This window comes from Nocardia jiangsuensis, assembly GCF_042650385.1.
In the GTDB taxonomy this organism is placed as follows: Bacteria; Actinomycetota; Actinomycetes; order Mycobacteriales; family Mycobacteriaceae; genus Nocardia; species Nocardia jiangsuensis.
The window spans coordinates 288400-306493 of the sequence record NZ_JBHSAX010000014.1 but is presented as its reverse complement, the minus strand read 5'-3'; the positions used below and the strand labels follow the sequence as shown (position 1 = coordinate 306493).

The 18094-nt window shown below is 72.2% G+C and carries 13 protein-coding genes and 1 pseudogene; 10 read left to right on the top strand and 4 right to left on the bottom strand.

Annotated features, from left to right (window positions below):
- Positions 1 to 164: 164 nt before the first annotated feature.
- The 4 genes and pseudogenes from ACFO0B_RS15735 to ACFO0B_RS15720 all read left to right on the top strand — a co-directional run.
- A pseudogene (locus tag ACFO0B_RS15735) lies at positions 165 to 263 on the top strand (hypothetical protein); the annotation flags it as partial.
- Between the two features lie 2232 nt (positions 264 to 2495).
- On the top strand, positions 2496 to 2978 hold the full coding sequence (locus ACFO0B_RS15730; RefSeq protein WP_378613862.1) for a hypothetical protein: 483 nt from the start codon (positions 2496 to 2498) through the stop codon (positions 2976 to 2978).
- Between the two features lie 73 nt (positions 2979 to 3051).
- Positions 3052 to 4899: a dynamin family protein gene (locus ACFO0B_RS15725; protein WP_378613187.1), complete on the top strand. Its 1848-nt coding sequence runs from the start codon at positions 3052 to 3054 to the stop codon at positions 4897 to 4899.
- A gap of 4 nt (positions 4900 to 4903) precedes the next feature.
- Positions 4904 to 6430 (top strand): dynamin family protein, encoded by a 1527-nt coding sequence (locus ACFO0B_RS15720; protein ID WP_378613186.1) that lies wholly within the window; start codon positions 4904 to 4906, stop codon positions 6428 to 6430.
- On the opposite strand, the gene ACFO0B_RS15715 is transcribed toward ACFO0B_RS15720, so the two are convergent.
- Entirely contained in the window at positions 6427 to 6876 is a 450-nt protein-coding gene (locus ACFO0B_RS15715) for an SRPBCC family protein (RefSeq protein ID WP_378613185.1), read from the bottom strand. The genes ACFO0B_RS15720 and ACFO0B_RS15715 overlap by 4 nt on opposite strands.
- A gap of 84 nt (positions 6877 to 6960) precedes the next feature.
- The gene (locus ACFO0B_RS15710; protein WP_378613184.1) at positions 6961 to 7593 is read right to left on the bottom strand and encodes a maleylpyruvate isomerase family mycothiol-dependent enzyme; all 633 of its coding nucleotides are present in this window, start codon (positions 7591 to 7593) and stop codon (positions 6961 to 6963) included.
- A 234-nt stretch (positions 7594 to 7827) separates the two neighbouring features.
- On the opposite strand from ACFO0B_RS15710, the gene dnaK reads away from it, so the two are divergent.
- The 5 genes from dnaK (at position 7828) to ACFO0B_RS15685 (ending at position 13433) form a co-directional block, all read left to right on the top strand.
- Positions 7828 to 9675, top strand: coding sequence for a molecular chaperone DnaK (gene dnaK, locus ACFO0B_RS15705; protein ID WP_378613183.1), 1848 nt, complete (start codon positions 7828 to 7830; stop codon positions 9673 to 9675).
- Positions 9672 to 10352, top strand: a complete 681-nt coding sequence (gene grpE, locus ACFO0B_RS15700) for a nucleotide exchange factor GrpE (RefSeq protein ID WP_378613182.1) — start codon at positions 9672 to 9674, stop codon at positions 10350 to 10352. The genes dnaK and grpE overlap by 4 nt, the downstream gene beginning before the upstream one ends.
- 24 nt (positions 10353 to 10376) lie before the next feature.
- On the top strand, positions 10377 to 11546 hold the full coding sequence (dnaJ, locus tag ACFO0B_RS15695) for a molecular chaperone DnaJ (protein ID WP_378613181.1): 1170 nt from the start codon (positions 10377 to 10379) through the stop codon (positions 11544 to 11546).
- A complete protein-coding gene (locus ACFO0B_RS15690) occupies positions 11546 to 11950 on the top strand; it encodes a heat shock protein transcriptional repressor HspR (protein WP_378613180.1) in 405 nt (134 codons plus the stop codon). The genes dnaJ and ACFO0B_RS15690 overlap by 1 nt, the downstream gene beginning before the upstream one ends.
- A 313-nt stretch (positions 11951 to 12263) precedes the next feature.
- Positions 12264 to 13433: a globin domain-containing protein gene (locus tag ACFO0B_RS15685; protein WP_378613179.1), complete on the top strand. Its 1170-nt coding sequence runs from the start codon at positions 12264 to 12266 to the stop codon at positions 13431 to 13433.
- 4 nt (positions 13434 to 13437) lie between these two features.
- Here the strand turns inward: ACFO0B_RS15685 and ACFO0B_RS15680 are convergent, their stop codons facing one another.
- On the bottom strand, positions 13438 to 14229 hold the full coding sequence (locus ACFO0B_RS15680; RefSeq protein WP_378613177.1) for an FAD-binding oxidoreductase: 792 nt from the start codon (positions 14227 to 14229) through the stop codon (positions 13438 to 13440).
- Between the two features lie 12 nt (positions 14230 to 14241).
- Positions 14242 to 15402 (bottom strand): FAD-binding oxidoreductase, encoded by a 1161-nt coding sequence (locus ACFO0B_RS15675; RefSeq protein ID WP_378613176.1) that lies wholly within the window; start codon positions 15400 to 15402, stop codon positions 14242 to 14244.
- Positions 15403 to 15605: 203 nt separating this feature from the next.
- On the opposite strand from ACFO0B_RS15675, the gene clpB reads away from it, so the two are divergent.
- Positions 15606 to 18094: ATP-dependent chaperone ClpB (gene clpB / locus ACFO0B_RS15670; RefSeq protein WP_378613175.1), on the top strand; the 2489-nt coding region annotated here is incomplete at its 3' end.

Genomic DNA, 18094 nt, shown 5'->3' with positions numbered 1-18094 from the left:
AGGTTCGGGGAAATTCCCCTAATGCGCTCCGAACCCCTAACGAAATGCTCCCGCAAGCATTGGGGGTGCGCCCCGTTTCGGCGTAACGCCACGCGCTCCTAGCGTGAAAGTCATTCCGACTGCAGCGGGCCGATCGGCCCCGCCGAAACCAGGAGACGATCCCCATGACCCCGAACGCCATCCTCGAGTTCATCCTCGACCTGCTGCGTGATCGTGAAGCCGCGGTGGGGTACTGCAACAACCCGACCGGCGCGCTCGCCGCCGCCGGGCTCTCCGACGTGAGCCCCGAGGACATCGCCGCCGTCGCGCCGATGGTCGCGGAGTCGGCGTTCGTCGCGGGCGGGTCGCAGTTGTCGGCCATCGTGGCGGTGGGGGCTCAGGCGGCCGCGGCCGCTGTCATCGGTGCGGCGGGGTCGGCTGCCGTCGGGGCCGCCGCTGATCTCGATCTCGGGTTGGGGGGGTCGGTCGATACGGATATCGATCTCGGGCTGGGTGGGGCCGTGGATGCCGGGGTCGATCTGACTGCCGGGCTCGGGGGTGCGTTGAACGGGGCCGTGGATGCCGCGGCGGGGCTCGGGGCCGGTCTCGGTGCGGGTCTGGGCGGAGCTGTCGATGCGGCCGCCGGTCTCGGTGCCGGCCTCGGTGGTGCCGCCGGCGGGGTCGTCGACGCCGCGGCCGGTCTCGGTGCCGGTTTGGGTGGTGCTGTCGGCGGCGCGGTCGATGCGGCTGCCGGGCTCGGCGCGGGTCTCGGTGGTGCCGTTGGCGGAGCGGTGGACGCAGCGGCAGGTCTGGGCGCCGGTTTGGGTGGTGCTGTCGGCGGCGCGGTCGATGCGGCTGCCGGTCTCGGCGCGGGTCTCGGTGGTGCCGTCGATGCGGCGGCGGGTCTCGGTGCGGGGCTCGGCGGAGCCCTGAACGGTGCGGTCGACGCCGCGACCGGCGTCGGCGCGGGCCTCGGTGGCGCGCTGGACGGTGTTGCGGGTGTCGGCGCGGGCCTCGGTGCCGGTCTCGGCGGAGCCGTAGACGCGGCCGCCGGCCTTGGCGGCGCCGTAGGTGGCGCGGTCGATGCCGCTGCGGGCCTCGGTGCCGGCCTTGGCGGCGCTGTCGGTGGCGCGGTGGATGCCGCAGCCGGTCTGGGCGGTGCTCTCGACGGAGCCGTGGACGCTGCCGCGGGTGTCGGCGCCGGTCTCGGCGGCGCAGTCGACGCCGCCGCTGGCCTCGGCGCCGGTCTGGGTGGTGCCGTAGGCGGTGCGGTCGATGCGGCCGCCGGCGTGGGTGGTGCCCTCGGCGGAACTGTGGATGCCGCTGCCGGTGTCGGCGCGGGTCTGGGTGGCGCCCTCGGTGGCGCGGTGGATGGTGTCGCCGGTGTCGGCGCCGGGCTCGGAGGCGCCCTCGGCGGGACGGTCGATGCGGCCGCCGGTGTCGGCGCCGGCCTCGGTGGTGCGGTGGACGCGGCTGCCGACCTGGGGGCGGGTGTCGGCGCGGGCCTCGGTGGCGCGCTCGGCGGTGCCGCTGGTGTCGGCACCGGACTTGGCGCCGGACTCGGTGGCGCTGTCGATGTGGCCACCGGTCTGGGTGGTGCTCTCGGCGGGACGGTCGATGCGGCTGCGGGTCTCGGTGCGGGCGTCGGCGGCGCGGTGGACGCGGCGGCCGGTGTCGGTGGTGCGCTCGGTGGCGTTGTGGATGGTGCTGCCGGCGTGGGAGCCGGTCTGGGTGGCGCGGTGGACGCGGCCGCCGGTCTCGGTGCCGGTGCTGTCGGTGCTGTCGGTGGCGCGGTGGATTCCGCCGCCGACCTCGAAGCGGGTCTCGGCGGTGCGGTCGGCGCGGCTGCCGGTCTCGGTGCGGGCGTCGGTGGCGCGGTCGATGCGGCTGCGGGTCTCGGTGCCGGTCTGGGCGGCGCGGTCGACGCGACGACGGACCTCGGCGGGACGCTGGATGGCGCCCTGACCTCCGCCGCCGGACTCGGTGGCGACCTGAGCGCCGGCCTGGACGGCGCGCTGAACGCGGGCGGACAGGCCGGCGCGGAGCTGGAGACCGGCCTCGCCGGCACCGTCGGCGGCGTACTCGCCGCGGGCGGCGAAACCGCAGCCGGACTCGAGACCGGACTCTCCGGCGTCACCGGCGGCCTGGTCACCGGCCTCGACGGTGCGCTCGACGGCACCGCAGGCCTCGGCGGCCAGCTGGGCGGCGGCCTGGAAACCGGGCTCGGCGGCGCGGTGGACGGCACAGCGGGCCTCGGCGGCCAGCTGGCGGGCGGCCTGGGCGCCGGCCTCGGCGGCCAGTTGACCGGGGGCTTGGAGTCCGGCCTGGGCGGCGCCGTGGACGGCACCGCCGATCTCGGTGGCCAAGTGGCCGCGGGCCTCGGCGGGGCGGTTGACGGAACGGCGGGCCTCGGCGGCCAGCTGACCACCGGACTGGAGTCCGGCCTCGGTGGCGCGGCGGGCGTGGGCGGTCAGCTCGGCACCGGACTGGAGTCCGGCCTCGGCGGCGCGGCGGGCGTGGGTGGTCAACTCGCCTCCGGCCTGGAAACCAACCTGGGCGGCGCCCTGAACGGCACCACCGACCTCGGCGGTCAACTCACCTCGGGCCTGGAAACCGGACTCGGCGGCACCCTCACCGGCGCCACCGACCTCGGAGGTTCCGCGACAGGCCAACTCGGCACCGGACTCACCGGCGCCGCCGACGCCGGATCCTCCATCGGCTCCACCGTGCAGACCGGCGCCGAACTCGGCGGCTCCGCGGCGGGCAGCGCCTCGGGCGCGCTCGGCGGCTCCCTCTCCGGCGCCGCCTCGTCGGCGAACAGCGCCTGGCACTCGGTCGACGTCTCCAGCGCCTTCGGCGACACCTCGTTCACCGGCGGCGGCAGCGGCGGCGCGACCGGGGCGAGCTCGGTGACCGGCGAGAGCTCGCTGTTCGGCAGCTCGCAGAGCGGCAGCGACGCGCACCTCGACACCGACACGGATCACGGCCTGTTCCCCTGATCCACGCGATGATCCACGGGCTGTCCGTCCCGGCCGGGGCGGACAGCCCGTCCGCGCGACGAAAGGCGACCCGATGACCGCACCGACGGCCCCCGCTGTCCCGCTGCTCCCGGTGCTCACCGAGACCATCGCGGTGGCGCGCGCCGCGCACCGCTCCGACCTGGTGGACCGATTGCACGCGGCGGCCGAGCGGATGCGCGACCCGCGCCGCCGGATCGTGATCGCCGGCCAGCTCGGCCAGGGCAAGAGCCGGTTCGTGAACGCCCTGCTGAACGCGGAGCTGTGCCCGGTCGGCGACGGCGGCGGTACCGCGCTCCCGATGCTGCTCGCGCACGGCGCCGAACCGCGCGCGGACCTGGTGCTCGCGGGCACCGAGCCGGGGTCGCCGGAGGTCCGGGTACCGGTCCCGCCGGACGCCGTCGCAGGCATCGACGCGCGCACCCCGCTGGCCGCCGGCCGCCGGGTGCTCCGGCTGGAGCTGCATGCCCCGAACCCGCTGCTCGCGGATGGCATCGTGCTGGTCGACACCCCCGGCGTCGGCGGCTCGGGCCCGGGCGCGGCGACGGTCCTGGGCATGGTGCCGACCGCCGACGCGGTGCTCGTCGTCTCCGACGCCTCCACCGAGCTCACCGAGCCCGAGCTCACCTTCCTGCGCCAGGTGCGCGAGCTGTGCCCGACGGTCGCGCTGCTGCTCACCAAGACCGACCTCTACCCGCACTGGCGCCGGGTGCACGAAGCCGACGAGAACCATCTCGAACGCGCCGGGCTGGAGCTGCCGATCATCCCGGTCTCCGCGCTGCTCCGCGAGCACGCCATGCGCACCAGGGACCAGCAGCTGGGCCGGGAATCCGGCTTCGGCCAGCTCTATCAGTACCTGCGCGACGAGGTCGTCGCCCGCGATCAGGCCGCCGTGCGCGCCGGGGTGGCCCGCGATATCGCCGCCGCCGCCGAACATCTCGCGCTCGCGCTCGGCAGCGAGCTCGTCGCCCTGCGCGACCCGGACAGGGGCGCCGCGGCACTGCAGGAACTGCGCACGGCGAAGACCGCCGCCGAGGAGCTGCACCGCCGCACCGCGTCCTGGCAGCAGACGCTCGGCGACGGCATCACCGACCTGGCCGGCGACACCGACCACGACCTGCGCGAACGTCTGCGCGCCATCGCCCGCGAGGGCGAGGAGTGGATCGACGACCACGACCCGGGCAGGCACTGGGAGCGGATCGCGGAGTGGCTCGGGCTGAGCGTGGACAGCGCGCTCGGCGACAACCTGCTCTTCACCCACGAGCGCGCGGCCCGGCTGGCCGAGCGGGTCGCCGAGCACTTCGCCGAGCTGGGCGCGGTCGAGCTGCCGGACGTGCGCGGCGCGCTCGAATCCGGCGACAACCGAGCGGGTTCCGGCACCCTCGCCGATCTGGAGAAGGACATCGGCCTCGGCAGCAAACTGCTGGTCGGCATGCGCGGGTCCTATGGCGGCATGCTGATGGTCGGGCTGGCGAGCACCTTCGCCGGGCTCGCCATGCTGAACCCGATCTCGCTCGGCGCCGGGGTCCTGGTCGGCGGCAAGGCCTTCCGGGACGACAAGCAGGCGAGGCTGGCGCGCCGCCGGAGCGAGGCCAAGACGGCGGTGCGCCGCTTCGTCGACGATGTCGCGTTCCAGGCGAGCAAGGAATCGAAGGATCGGCTGCACCGCATCCACCGCGCACTGCGCGACCACTACACGGGCGTCGCGGAGCGCGCGCTGCGCTCGCTGGAGGACTCGCTGCGCGCCACCCAGGACGCCGCCAGCATGGAATCCTCCCGGCGCGCCGAGCGCTGCGCGGAGCTGGAGCGGCAGCTGCGGGTGGTCGCGGAGCTGCGCCGCCACGCCATCGCCATGGCACCCGCGGACACCCCGCAACTGCCGGGCAATCCGCCGGTACGGTAACCGGATGACGTCAGGAACCACCCGTGGCGCCGTCGGCCTGGTGCCGGAGGCGCAGGCGCTGATCGAGACCGCGCGCCGCGCCTTCGCCAGGGACGCCCGGCCGCGCGCGCTGCTCGGCGACTGCGCGCACCGGCTGGAGCAGCCGCTGCGGGTCGCGCTCGCCGGTTCGATCAAGGCGGGCAAGTCGACGCTGCTGAACGCGCTGGTCGGGCAGGACATCGCGCCCACGGACGCCACCGAGTGCACCCGGGTGGTCACCTGGTACCGCAACGGCCCGACGCCGAGCGTCACCGCGCTCGCGCCGGACGGCGACCGCGCCAACGTGGTGGTGCGCCGGGGCGGCGGCGCGCACGGCCTCACCTTCGACCTGGACGGATTGCGCTGGCAGAGCGGCCATCCGCGGGATATCGATCACCTGGAGGTGGAGTGGCCCGCCGCGCCGCTGGCCGCCACCACCATCATCGACACGCCCGGCACCTCCTCGCTCTCCCGCGAGGTCTCCCGCCGCACCGCGCGGCTGCTCACCCCGGAGGACGACGCCGCCGTCGCGCTGCCCGGCGCCGATGCCGTGGTCTACCTGCTGCGCAGGCTGGACGATGCCGACGTGCGCTTCCTGGAGCGGGTCGGCGCGGGCACCGCGGGCGGCACCGGGCCGCTCGGCGTGATCGGCGTGGTCTCCAGGGCGGACGAGATCGGCGCGGGCGCGCTGGACGCGCTGCATTCGGCGCGCGACGTCGCCGCCCGCTTCGCCGGTGAACTGGAGCGAACCGGGCTGTGCCAGGCCGTGATCCCGGTCGCCGGGCTGCTCGCCTTCGCCGCCGCCACGCTGCGCCAGCAGGAGTACGCGGCCTTCGAGGCGCTGGCCGCCGTACCGGCCGCGGAGCTGAGCGCCGCGCTGCTCTCCGCGGATCGCTTCGCCCGCCCCGACATCCCGCTGCCGGTGCCGCCGGAGCTCCGCTTCCAGATCGCGGAGCGCTTCGGGCTCTTCGGAATCCGGATGGCGGTGACGCTGATCCGGCTCGGGATCAGGGACTCCGCCGCGCTCGCCGCCGAGCTCACCGCGCGCAGCGGTGTCGACGAGCTGCGCACCGTGCTCGACACCCAGTTCGGCCAGCGCGCCGACCAGCTCAAGGCGCACTCCGCGCTGACCGCGCTGGACCGGGTGCTGCGCGGCTACCCCGGTACCGAGGCCGACCGGCTGCTGCCCCGGGTGCGCACCCTGCTGGCCGACGTGCACGGCTTCGCCGAACTCCGGCTGCTCGGCCGGCTGCGCACCGACGAACTCCCGCTCCCCGCACCCGATCTCGCCGAGCTGCACCGCCTGGTCGGCGGCACCGGCATCGCCCCGCACCTGCGCCTCGGGCTGCCGCCGGACGCCGCCCCCGACGCCATCCGCGCCGCCGCGCTCGACGCCGTGCGCAAGTGGCGCTCCCGGGCCAGGCACCCGCTGGCCGACCAGGCCACCAGCACCGCCTGCCTGACCGCCGCGCGCAGCGCCGAGGGCGCCCTCAGCCTGCTCCAGCCGAGCTAGGGATCCACCTCGTCGAGCAGGTCCGCCAGCCGGGCCAGGCCGGAGCGCCAGCCGCGCTCCATGGCGTTGCGGGCCATCTTCTGCCGCCGGTCGGCGATGTCGAACCCGGTCTGGGTCAGCAGCAGCCTGGTGCCGCGGCCCTGCGGCCGGACGGTCAGGTCGAGCGGCCAGCGCGCGGGCCGGGGCGCCCGCACGTCGACCCAGGCGAGAGTCAGCTGCTCGGGAGCGCGGACGGTGAGCACCTCGCAGGCGATCTCGCCGGGCGAACCGGCCGGAAGGGTGAACAGGAAGTGCGTGCCCTCGGCCGCGGCGAACCCCACCGACGGCATGAGCCAGCGCTCCAGCAGCGCCGGTTCGGTGAGCGCCCGCCAGACCTGCTCCGGTGCTCGCGGCAGAAAGGTGCCGATCTCGACGGCAGCCGGATCGAGCCCGGCATCCGACGTCATCGGCGCGCCCCGGCCCGGAACCCGTTCATGATCACCAGCTTTGCACGCCGACCCGCTCGCCGCGCGGATTCCGATCGCGGGGTTCTACAGCGCCGCCGCCACCCGCTGCACCCCGGGCCCGGCCATTCCGACCAGCCCCGCGGGCCGCCCGCTGGCGACCAGCAGCAGGTCGCAGGCGGTGCCGCGGAGCTCGTCCGGCCCGTCGCCACCGGTCCAGTCGCAGTCGGTGGCGACCAGCCTGATGCCGCGCAGCCGTGTGCGGGCGCCCCAGAACATGCTGGTCCGGACGTGGTCGAGCGCGGCGAGGGTGGGCGCGAGCGGCACCGCGTGGCCGCGGCCCAGCGGGCGGGCGATGTCCTGGCTGTGCACGAGGAAGTCGGCGAGCGGGTCCAGCGGGCCTGCGCCGGGCGCGCGGCGCGGGGAGCCGGCGTCCTCCCTGATCTGCGCGACCAGCTCGGCGGAGGTGAACCGCGTTGCCCGCTCCTTCGCCTGCTCCGCCGTCATCCGGTCGAAGTCGAAGCGGGCGCGGACCGCCGCCCGCAGCGCCCCGCGCAGCGTGTCCCTGGTGGAGAGCGTCAAGTGCGCCGCCAGCTCGTGCATGGTCCACGCCGGGCACAGCGACTCCACCTGCCACTCGGCAGGCTCCAGCGTCGCCAGCAGTCCGGCCACCGCCAGCCGCACCTCCCGGGTCCACTCCATGATCTCGGCGCGCTCCATCCCGTTCCTCCTCGTGGTCGTCTCGGCAGTGCCGACGGTCCGGGCCGCCGAAAGTGATCGGTGGCGACGGCCAGGTCCGGGAATAGATCCACCCGGCCCCCGGTTGTGGTCATTCGACAAGATTGAGTGGGGCAAGCTCAAGTTTCGGTTGACGCCCGTCGGAGATGGGTGCAGGATTGAGCCGACCACGCTCAGCGTTACACAGCTCGGTACGTCAACAAGGAGGAACCAACTATGGCTCGTGCGGTCGGAATCGACCTCGGGACCACGAACTCGGTAGTCGCCGTGCTCGAAGGCGGCGAGCCGGTCGTCGTCGCGAACTCGGAGGGATCGCGGACCACTCCGTCGATCGTCGCGTTCGCGAAGAACGGTGAGGTGCTGGTGGGCCAGCCCGCCAAGAACCAGGCCGTCACCAACGTCGACCGCACCATCCGTTCCGTCAAGCGCCACATCGGCACGGACTGGAACGTGGAGATCGACGGCAAGAACTACACCCCGCAGGAGATCAGCGCGCGCACGCTGATGAAGCTGAAGCGCGACGCCGAGGCCTACCTGGGCGAGGAGATCGCCGACGCGGTCATCACCGTCCCCGCGTACTTCGAGGACGCCCAGCGCCAGGCCACCAAGGAAGCCGGCCAGATCGCCGGGCTGAACGTGCTGCGCATCGTCAACGAGCCCACCGCGGCCGCGCTGGCCTACGGCCTGGACAAGGGCGAGACCGAGCAGACCATCCTGGTCTTCGACCTCGGCGGCGGCACCTTCGACGTCTCGCTGCTGGAGATCGGCGAGGGCGTCGTCGAGGTCCGCGCCACCTCCGGCGACAACCACCTCGGTGGTGACGACTGGGACCAGCGCGTCGTCGACTGGCTGGTCGAGAAGTTCAAGAGCAGCGCGGGCATCGACCTGACCAAGGACAAGATGGCCCTGCAGCGGCTGCGCGAGGCAGCGGAGAAGGCGAAGATCGAGCTCAGCTCCTCGCAGAGCACCTCGATCAACCTGCCCTACATCACGGTCGACGCGGACAAGAACCCGCTCTTCCTGGACGAGCAGCTGAGCCGCGCCGAGTTCCAGCGGATCACCAGTGATCTGCTCGATCGCACCCGCGCGCCGTTCCAGCAGGTCGTGAAGGACGCCGGGGTCAAGGTCGCCGATATCGACCACGTGGTGCTGGTCGGCGGCTCCACCCGGATGCCCGCGGTCACCGATCTGGTCCGCGAGCTCACCGGCGGCAAGGAGCCCAACAAGGGCGTGAACCCGGACGAGGTCGTCGCCGTCGGCGCCGCGCTGCAGGCCGGTGTGCTCAAGGGCGAGGTCAAGGACGTCCTGCTGCTCGATGTCACCCCGCTCTCGCTGGGCATCGAGACCAAGGGCGGCGTGATGACCAAGCTCATCGAGCGCAACACCACCATCCCGACCAAGCGCTCGGAGACCTTCACCACGGCCGACGACAACCAGCCCTCGGTGCAGATCCAGGTGTTCCAGGGTGAGCGCGAGATCGCCTCGCACAACAAGCTGCTCGGCTCCTTCGAGCTGACCGGCATCCCGCCGGCTCCGCGCGGCGTGCCGCAGATCGAGGTGACCTTCGACATCGATGCCAACGGCATCGTGCACGTCACCGCGAAGGACAAGGGCACCGGCAAGGAGAACACGATCAAGATCCAGGACGGCTCCGGCCTGTCCAAGGAGGAGATCGACCGGATGGTCAAGGACGCCGAGGCGCACGCCGCCGAGGACAAGGCGCGGCGCGAGGAGGCGGAGACCCGCAACCAGGCCGAGTCGCTGGTGCACCAGACCCAGAAGTTCATCGCGGACAACGAGGAGAAGGTGCCCGCGGACATCAAGTCCAAGGTCGAGGCGGCCATCGCCGAGGCGAACGAGGCGCTGAAGGGCACCGACATCGCCGCGGTCAAGGCCGCGGTGGAGAAGCTCGCCACCGAGTCCCAGGCACTGGGCCAGGCGATCTACGAGTCCGCCGCCGCCGAGGGCGCGGCCGGTGACGGCCAGCCCCAGCAGGGCCAGGCCGACGACCAGGTCGTCGATGCCGAGGTCGTGGACGAGCCGGTCGACACGGAGAAGAAGTGAGCTCGGAGCAGCAGGAGCCGGTCACCTTCGTCGACAAGCGCAAGATCGATCCGGAGTCCGGTGAGGTGCGGGAGCCCGACAAGGCTCCCGAGCCGGGCGCCGAGAACGGCAGCGAGTCGAACGGCAACGGCTCCGACCCCGCGGCGGCGGCCCCCGCCGCGGGCAAGGAGGCCGAGCTGACCGCGGACCTGCAGCGGCTGACCGCCGAGTACGCCAACTACCGGCGCCGGGTCGAGCGCGACCGCAAGGCCGCCACCGACTCGGCGAAGGCCGCCGTCGTCACCGAACTGCTCGGTGTGCTCGACGACCTGGACCGGGCGCGCGCGCACGGCGACCTGGAGTCCGGCCCGCTCAAGGCGGTCGCCGACAAGCTCGCCGAGGCGCTGCGCAAGCAGGGGCTGGAGGAGTTCGGCGCGGTGGGCGAGTCCTTCGACCCGACCCTGCACGAGGCCGTGCAGCACGAGGGCGGTGGCGCCGACCCGGTGCTCGGCCTTGTCATGCGCAAGGGTTACCGCTTCGGGGAGCGGGTGCTGCGGCACGCGCTCGTCGGAGTCACCGACGCGGTGCCGGAAGACACGGCAGAATCGGGTGAGAAGACCGGTGAGGCAGCGGATTCCACGACCGGCGAGAGCGACGCGGCATCGGGAGCAGCTGATGCCGAGACGACCGGACGATAGAGACGCGAGAGGAGGAGATGCTCGGTGAGCCAGCGGGAGTGGATCGAAAAGGACTTCTACAAGGAGCTGGGTGTCTCCGCCGACGCCACGCCGGACGAGATCAAGAAGGCGTATCGCAGGCTGGCCCGGGATAATCACCCGGACGCCAAGCCCGGTGACAACCGGGCCGAGGAGCGGTTCAAGGCCGTCAGCGAGGCACACGCCGTGCTCTCCGATCCGGCGAAGCGCCGGGAGTACGACGAGACCAGGAAGCTGTTCGCGGGCGGCGGTTTCGGCCGCGGCGGCTTCCAGCCGGGCGCCGGTGGCGGGTTCTCCCAGAACTTCGACATCAACGACATCTTCGGCGGCGGCGCGGGCGGCGCCGGCGACGGTGGCCTCGGCGACCTGCTCGGCGGGCTCTTCAACCGCGGCGGCGGCCCGCGCGGGGCGGCCAGCAGGCCGCGGCGCGGGGCCGACGTCGAGACCGAGACCACCCTCGGCTTCCGCGAGGCGGCCCAGGGCGTCACGGTCCCGCTGCGGATGACGAGCCCGGCGCCGTGCACCACCTGCCACGGCAGCGGTGCCAAGCCGGGGACGAGCCCGCGCACCTGCCCGAACTGCAACGGCGCCGGTGTGGTCAGCCGGAACCAGGGTGCCTTCGGCTTCAGCGAACCCTGCGACGAGTGCCGTGGCACCGGCTCGCTGATCGACGACCCGTGCGTCGACTGCCGCGGCACCGGCGTGCAGAACCGGACCCGCACGATCACCGTGCGGATTCCGCCCGGCGTCGGCGACGGGCAGCGCATCCGGCTGGCCGGACAGGGCGAGGCCGGGCTGCGCGGTGCGCCGTCGGGCGACCTGTTCGTCACCGTGCACGTCAGCCAGGACAAGGTCTTCGGCCGCAACGGCGACGACCTGACCCTGGTGCTTCCGGTGAGCTACGCGGAGCTGGTGCTCGGGACCACGGTCTCGGTGCCGACGCTGGACGGCCGGGTCGGCGTCAAGGTGCCGCCGGGCACCGCCGACGGCCGGATCCTGCGGGTGCGCGGGCGCGGTGTTCCGAAACGCAGCGGCGGCGCGGGCGACCTGCTGGTCACCGTCAAGGTCGCGGTGCCGCCGAAGCTGGACGACAATGCCGTCCAGGCGCTGCAGCGGTATCAGGAGGCGGAGAAGCTCAGCGGCTTCGATCCTCGTGCGGGATGGGCAGGTGCGTAATGTCCGACGATCCGAAACAGGTGTCCAACGCGGCGCGGGCCGAGTTCTTCATGATCTCGGTCGCGGCCCAGCTGGCAGGCATGCATGCGCAGACCCTGCGCACGTACGACCGGCTCGGCCTGGTCACGCCGCAGCGGACATCCGGTGGCGGTAGGCGCTACTCGGCCAGGGACGTTGAGCTGCTGCGCGAGGTGCAGCGGCTCTCCCAGGACGAGGGCGTCAACCTCGCCGGTATCAAACGGATCATCGAATTGACCAACCAGGTCGAGGAATTGCGCGAACAGGTCGCCGAGCTCTCGGCGGAGGTGGAACGCCTGCGGGCGGGCTACCGGCCGGATCTGGCGCCCCAGCAACGCAGTACCGCACTGGTGGTCTGGCAGCCGCGCAATAGACACGCGCGGTAGCCGCGGCGAATTTCGGAATTCGCCAGCAAATCAACAGCCCTCGACGGCGCACTCGCTCCCGCAGCGGTGCCCGTCGAGGGCTGTTGGCATTTCGGCCCCTTTCCGCGGATGCTGGACAGAATTCACCCCGATAGGCAAACTTACGGTCGGTTTATTGCGCTTTTTGAACAGGCCATCCAGTATTTTATGAAATAAGCTCGTGATATTCCGGCGCATCGCTCCCGCGCTGGCAAACTTGCACCTAGACTCGTTTCCATCGGCTGCCGAAGTGTTCCCCGGTAGAGTAAACGTGCGAAATGGGGTTGTGACACAAATGGATTCGCGGACCGTCGCGCTGGTCAGGACGACGTTCAAGGCGGTTGCCGCGGAAGAGGGGGGCCGAGAGGCGCTCGCGCGGACTTTCTACGCGATCTTGTTCACCGATTACCCGCAGATCCGCGATTTCTTCCCGGCCGCCATGGATGCCCAGCGCGACCGCCTGGTACAGGCCATCACCTATGCCCTGGACAAACTGGACGAGCCGGAGAAACTCCAGCCGTTCCTCGCTCAGCTCGGTCGTGACCACCGCAAGTACGGGGTCCGGCCGGAGCACTACATCGCCGTCGGCTACTCCATGAAGAAGGCGCTGCGGCAGTACACCGGCACCGAGCTGTGGACCGACGAGGTCGAGCAGGCCTGGGACGGCGGGCTCGAGGTCATCGCGAACACGATGATCGGCGCGGCCGCCAAGGAGACGACGCCGTCGGCCTGGCGCGGGGTCGTTGTGGAGCGCCGCGAGGTGCTGCGCAACCTCGCCGTTGTCCGGGTGCAGCTCGACCAGCCCATGCAGTACGCGGCGGGGCAGTACCTGAGCGTGCAGATCCCCTCCCGGCCGCGGATGTGGCGCTACCTCTCGCCCGCGGTGCCGCCGAACGCGAGCGGCGAGGTCGAGTTCCACGTGCGCTCGGTCTCCGGCGGCTGGGTCAGCCCGGCCATCGTGACCAACACCGCGGTCGGCGACCAGTGGCTGCTCGGCTCCCCGCTCGGCGGGCTCGGGCTGCCGCGCAACACCAAGCGCGCCATGCTCATGGTGGCCTGCGGCACCGGGCTGGCCCCGCTGCGCGCCCAGCTCATGGCGATGGCGCAGCGCCGCACCAACCCCAAGGTGCACCTCTTCGTCGGCGGGCACCACCCGTGCGATCTCTACGACCTGGAGACGCTGAGCCAGCTGGCGATGGCGAACAAGTGGCTCACCGTCACCCCGATCACCGAGAGCGACGAGAACCCCTGGTGGTACGAGGGCCCCACCGACCCGGAGCGCGACCTGCCCGGGCTGGAGCCGCGGCTCACCGGTCAGGTGGGCAAGGTGGTGGCGAACTACACCCTGTGGACCGACCGGGACGTGCAGATCGCCGGCCCGCCCTCGATGGTGCAGACCAGCAAGTTCCGGCTGATGGCGGCGGGCACCCCGGCCGACCACATCCGGCACGACCCGCTCTTCTGAGCGGCTACAGCCCCTCGTACTGGATGCGCTCCACCGGCGTGCCGATGTCGATCAGCTTCTCCACGGTCGCCCTCGTCATCCCCGGCGAGCCGCAGACCAGCACCTGATGCCGGTCGAAGGCGCCGTGCGAGCCGATCACGTCGGCCAGCGTGCCGTGCAGCCGCTCCTCGGCCGGGAAGCCGATGTCGACCCGGGAGCGCTCGAACCACTCGTCCGGCCAGCTCGGGTCGTCCGGGCGCTCGACGACCGGGATCACGGTGAGCCAGGGCAGCTCGGTGGCGAGCAGGAAGAGCATGTCGTCGGCGTAGAGGTCGCGCGGGGAGCGCCCGCCGACGAACAGGTAGGTGCGCGGCGGCTGCTCGGCGCGCGCCAGCTCGAGCAGCTGCGAGCGCATCGGGGCCAGCCCGGTGCCGCCAGCGATCATCACCACCTCGTCGCCCGCCGGGTCGACGGTGAAGCTGCCCATCGGGGCGCTGATCCGCCACTCGTCGCCGGGCTGGGTGTCGGCGACGATCGACCCGCTCAGCCAGCCGCCGGGCACGGTGCGCACGTGGAACTCCAGCTTGCCGTCGAGCGAGGGCGGGAGCGCGGGCGAGTACCGCCTGCTCACCGTCGGCTGCTGCGGAACCCGGAGCTGCACCGATTGCCCCGCCCGGAAGGGGACGAACTCGCCGATCAGCCGGATCACCGCGACGTCGTGCCGGAGCCGGTGGTGCCCGACCACGGTCGCCGACCATTCACCGTCGCCGACCGCGCGCGGGTCGGGGCCGTCCAGCGGGCTCGGATCGATGTCCATGTCTCTCTTCCGTTAGCCGACGGGGTCGCTCTGGATGATCGACTCCGGGGTACCGACGGCCATCAGGGCGCGGCGGGTGTCGGCGATCATCGTGGCCGAGCCCGCGATCTGGATCTGCCGATCGGCCCACGCGCCGAAGCTCGCCACGACCGCCCCGAGGTTACCGATCAGCCGCCGGTGCATGCCGTACGGCTCCTCGCTCGGCGCGTGCGGGTACCACCACGGATTGGTCTTCTGCTCGCAGACCGGGACGACGGTGAGCCACGGGTTGCTCTGCGAGAGCTGCCACATGTTCTCCACGTCGTAGAGGTCGCACGGGTAGCGGCCGCCGATGAAGAAGTGCACCCGCGGGTTCACCCCGCTGCGGCTCATCTCGATCAGCTGCGCGCGCAGCGGCGCGATGCCGGTGCCCGCGCCGATCAGCAGCACGTCGCGGCCGCTCTCCCGGTCGATGTGCAGGTTGCCGAGCGGGCCCGCGATCTGCCAGCGGTCACCGACCGCGGTCTCGTTCACCACCGCCGTGCTGACCCAGCCGCTCTGCACCTTGCGCACGTGGAACTCGATCTCGCCGTACGGGTTCGACGGGATGGCGGGGGAGAGGTAGCGCCACATCTTGGGCCGCTGCGGCAGCATCACCGGGACGTACTGCCCGGCCAGGTACGGGATCGGGCTGTCCGACTGCAGCCGCACGATGGCCAGGTCCTCCAGCACCCGCCGGTGCCCGACCACGGTCGCCTCCCAGTACGGCTGCGACTTGTCCGAGTTGGCCCCGATCGCCATCGAGGCGGAGATCAGGATGGCGACGTCGGTCCAGCCCTCCTCCAGCCCGACGGTCCAGTCCCGGCCGTGGTAGGTGCGCAGCGCGGCGAGCAGCGCGCGGCCCGCCAGGTCGTAGTGCGCGGCCTCGACGCCGTACTTCCTGTGGTCCCTGGCCAGCTGCTCCAGGAAGGCCTGGGCCCGGTCCCAGTGCTCCAGGTTGTCCAGCACGAACAGCACGGCGGTGGTGACGCGCTTGGCCTGCATCTCCATCGTCGGCGGGAAGAGCTCCCGCAGCGCGGGGTTCTCCGCGAACAGGTGACCGTAGAACGCGCTGATCAACCGCTCGGCACCGTGCGGTGCGTCGAGCACCGCCCGGAAGTTGGCGCGGACCAGCGCAGCAGAACGCGCATCCACGACGTGGGGAGTCCTTTCTTCGAACTGTCTCGCCACGAGTATCCCCGAAAACCGGTCATCGGTGTGCCGGGCGGGCGGCGGCAGGCGGATGCGGCCAGCGGGGGATGCGCGCAGCCGCGGAAAAATCTAGAGTTGAGCGGAACAGACTCAACCTTTTGCGCGTTGAACCAGGCAACCTCAGAACTACAGGCAGGAAGGTGACCGTGGACTCGTTCAATCCCACCACCAAGACCCAGGCCGCGCTGACCGCCGCGCTGCAGTCCGCATCCGCCGCGGGCAACCCGGAGATCCGTCCGGGGCATCTGCTGGTGGCGTTGCTCGACCAGACCGACGGTATCGCCGCCCCGCTGCTGCAGGCGGTCGGGGTGGACCCGGCCGGGGTGCGGCGCGAGGCGCAGCTGATCGTCGACCGGCTGCCACGGGCGACCGGCGCCACCACCGCACCGCAGCTCGGGCGGGAGGCGCTGGCCGCGATCACCGCGGCGCAGCGGCTCGCCACCGAGCTCGGCGACGAGTACGTCTCCACCGAGCACGTGCTGGTCGGGCTGGCCTCCGGCGACTCCGAGGTGAGCAAGCTGCTCACCGGCCGCGGCGCCACCCCGGAGGCGCTGCGCGAGGCCTTCACGGCCGTGCGTGGCAGCGCCCGCGTCACCAGCCCGGACCCGGAGGGTACCTATCAGGCGCTGGAGAAGTACTCCACCGACCTCACCGCGCTGGCCCGCTCCGGCACGCTCGACCCGGTGATCGGCCGGGACACCGAGATCCGGCGCGTCGTCCAGGTGCTCAGCCGCCGCACCAAGAACAACCCGGTGCTGATCGGCGAGCCCGGCGTCGGCAAGACCGCCATCGTCGAGGGGCTGGCCCAGCGGATCATCGCGGGCGACGTCCCCGAGTCGCTGCGCGGTAAGTCCGTGGTCTCGCTCGACCTCGGCGCCATGGTCGCAGGCGCGAAGTACCGCGGCGAGTTCGAGGAGCGGCTCAAGGCCGTGCTGGAGGACATCAAGAACAGCGCGGGCCAGATCATCACCTTCATCGACGAGCTGCACACCATCGTCGGCGCGGGCGCGACCGGCGAGTCCGCCATGGACGCGGGCAACATGATCAAGCCCATGCTCGCCCGCGGCGAGCTGCGGCTGGTCGGCGCGACCACGCTGGAGGAGTACCGCAAGCACATCGAGAAGGACGCCGCGCTGGAGCGGCGTTTCCAGCAGGTGCTGGTCGGCGAGCCGTCGGTGCAGGACACCGTCGGCATCCTGCGCGGCATCAAGGAGCGCTACGAGGTGCACCACGGTGTCCGGATCACCGACTCCGCCCTGGTGGCGGCGGCGACGCTGAGCGACCGCTACATCACCTCCCGGTTCCTCCCGGACAAGGCGATCGACCTGGTCGACGAGTCGGCATCGCGGCTGCGGATGGAGATCGACTCCCGCCCGGTGGAGATCGACGAGGTGGAGCGCGCGGTGCGGCGCCTGGAGATCGAGGAGGTCGCGCTGGGCAAGGAGACCGACGAGGCCTCCAAGCAGCGGCTGGAGAAGCTGCGCTCCGAGCTCGCCGACGACCGGGAGAAGCTCAACCAGCTCACCACCCGGTGGCAGAACGAGAAGAACGCCATCGACCGGGTGCGCACGCTCAAGGAGGAGCTGGAGTCGCTGCGCGGCGAGTCCGAGCGGGCCGAGCGCGACGGCGACCTCGGCAAGGCCGCCGAGCTGCGCTACGGCCGGATCCCGGCGCTGGAGAAGGAGCTGATCGAGGCCGAGCAGAGCTCCGCGGCGGGCACCGGTGAGCTGATGCTCAAGGAGGAGGTCGGCCCGGACGACATCGCCGAGGTGGTCTCCGCGTGGACCGGCATCCCGGTCGGGAAGATGCTGGAGGGCGAGACCCAGAAGCTGCTCCGGATGGAGGACGAGCTCGGCAGGCGGGTCGTCGGCCAGCTGGACGCGGTGCAGGCCGTCTCCGACGCGGTGCGCCGCGCCAGGGCAGGCGTCGCCGACCCGGACCGCCCCACCGGCTCGTTCCTGTTCGTGGGCCCCACCGGCGTCGGCAAGACCGAGCTCGCGAAGGCGCTGGCGGACTTCCTGTTCGACGACGAGCGGGCCATGATCCGGATCGACATGAGCGAGTACAGCGAGAAGCACGCGGTGGCAAGGCTGGTCGGTGCGCCGCCCGGCTACGTCGGGTACGACCAGGGCGGCCAGCTCACCGAGGCGGTGCGCAGGCGGCCGTACACGGTGGTGCTCTTCGACGAGATCGAGAAGGCGCACCCGGACGTCTTCGACATCCTGCTGCAGGTGCTGGACGAGGGCAGGCTCACCGACGGCCAGGGCCGCACGGTGGACTTCCGCAACACCATCCTCATCCTCACCTCCAACCTGGGTGCCGGCGGTGAGCGGGAGTTCGTCATGAACGCGGTGCGCTCCGCGTTCAAGCCGGAGTTCCTGAACCGGCTGGACGACGTGGTCATGTTCCACGCGCTGGACGAGGTGCAGCTGCAGCACATCGTCGACATCCAGCTGGAGCAGCTGCAGAAGCGGCTGGCCCAGCGCAGGCTCACGCTGGAGGTCACCGATTCCGCCCGCTTCTGGCTGGCGGTGCGCGGCTACGACCCGGTCTACGGCGCGCGGCCGCTGCGCAGGCTGATCCAGCAGGCCATCGGCGACACGCTCGCCAAGGAGCTGCTCGCCGGCGAGGTCGC

Coding starts and splice junctions, on each gene's coding strand:
- ACFO0B_RS15715 (WP_378613185.1), bottom strand. CDS start 6,876: ATGACGTCGGATGCCGGGCTCGATCCGGCTGCCGTCGAGATCGGCACC.
- ACFO0B_RS15685 (WP_378613179.1), top strand. CDS start 12,264: ATGGATTCGCGGACCGTCGCGCTGGTCAGGACGACGTTCAAGGCGGTT.
- ACFO0B_RS15725 (WP_378613187.1), top strand. CDS start 3,052: ATGACCGCACCGACGGCCCCCGCTGTCCCGCTGCTCCCGGTGCTCACC.
- ACFO0B_RS15720 (WP_378613186.1), top strand. CDS start 4,904: ATGACGTCAGGAACCACCCGTGGCGCCGTCGGCCTGGTGCCGGAGGCG.
- dnaK (WP_378613183.1), top strand. CDS start 7,828: ATGGCTCGTGCGGTCGGAATCGACCTCGGGACCACGAACTCGGTAGTC.
- ACFO0B_RS15680 (WP_378613177.1), bottom strand. CDS start 14,229: ATGGACATCGATCCGAGCCCGCTGGACGGCCCCGACCCGCGCGCGGTC.
- ACFO0B_RS15690 (WP_378613180.1), top strand. CDS start 11,546: ATGTCCGACGATCCGAAACAGGTGTCCAACGCGGCGCGGGCCGAGTTC.
- ACFO0B_RS15710 (WP_378613184.1), bottom strand. CDS start 7,593: ATGGAGCGCGCCGAGATCATGGAGTGGACCCGGGAGGTGCGGCTGGCG.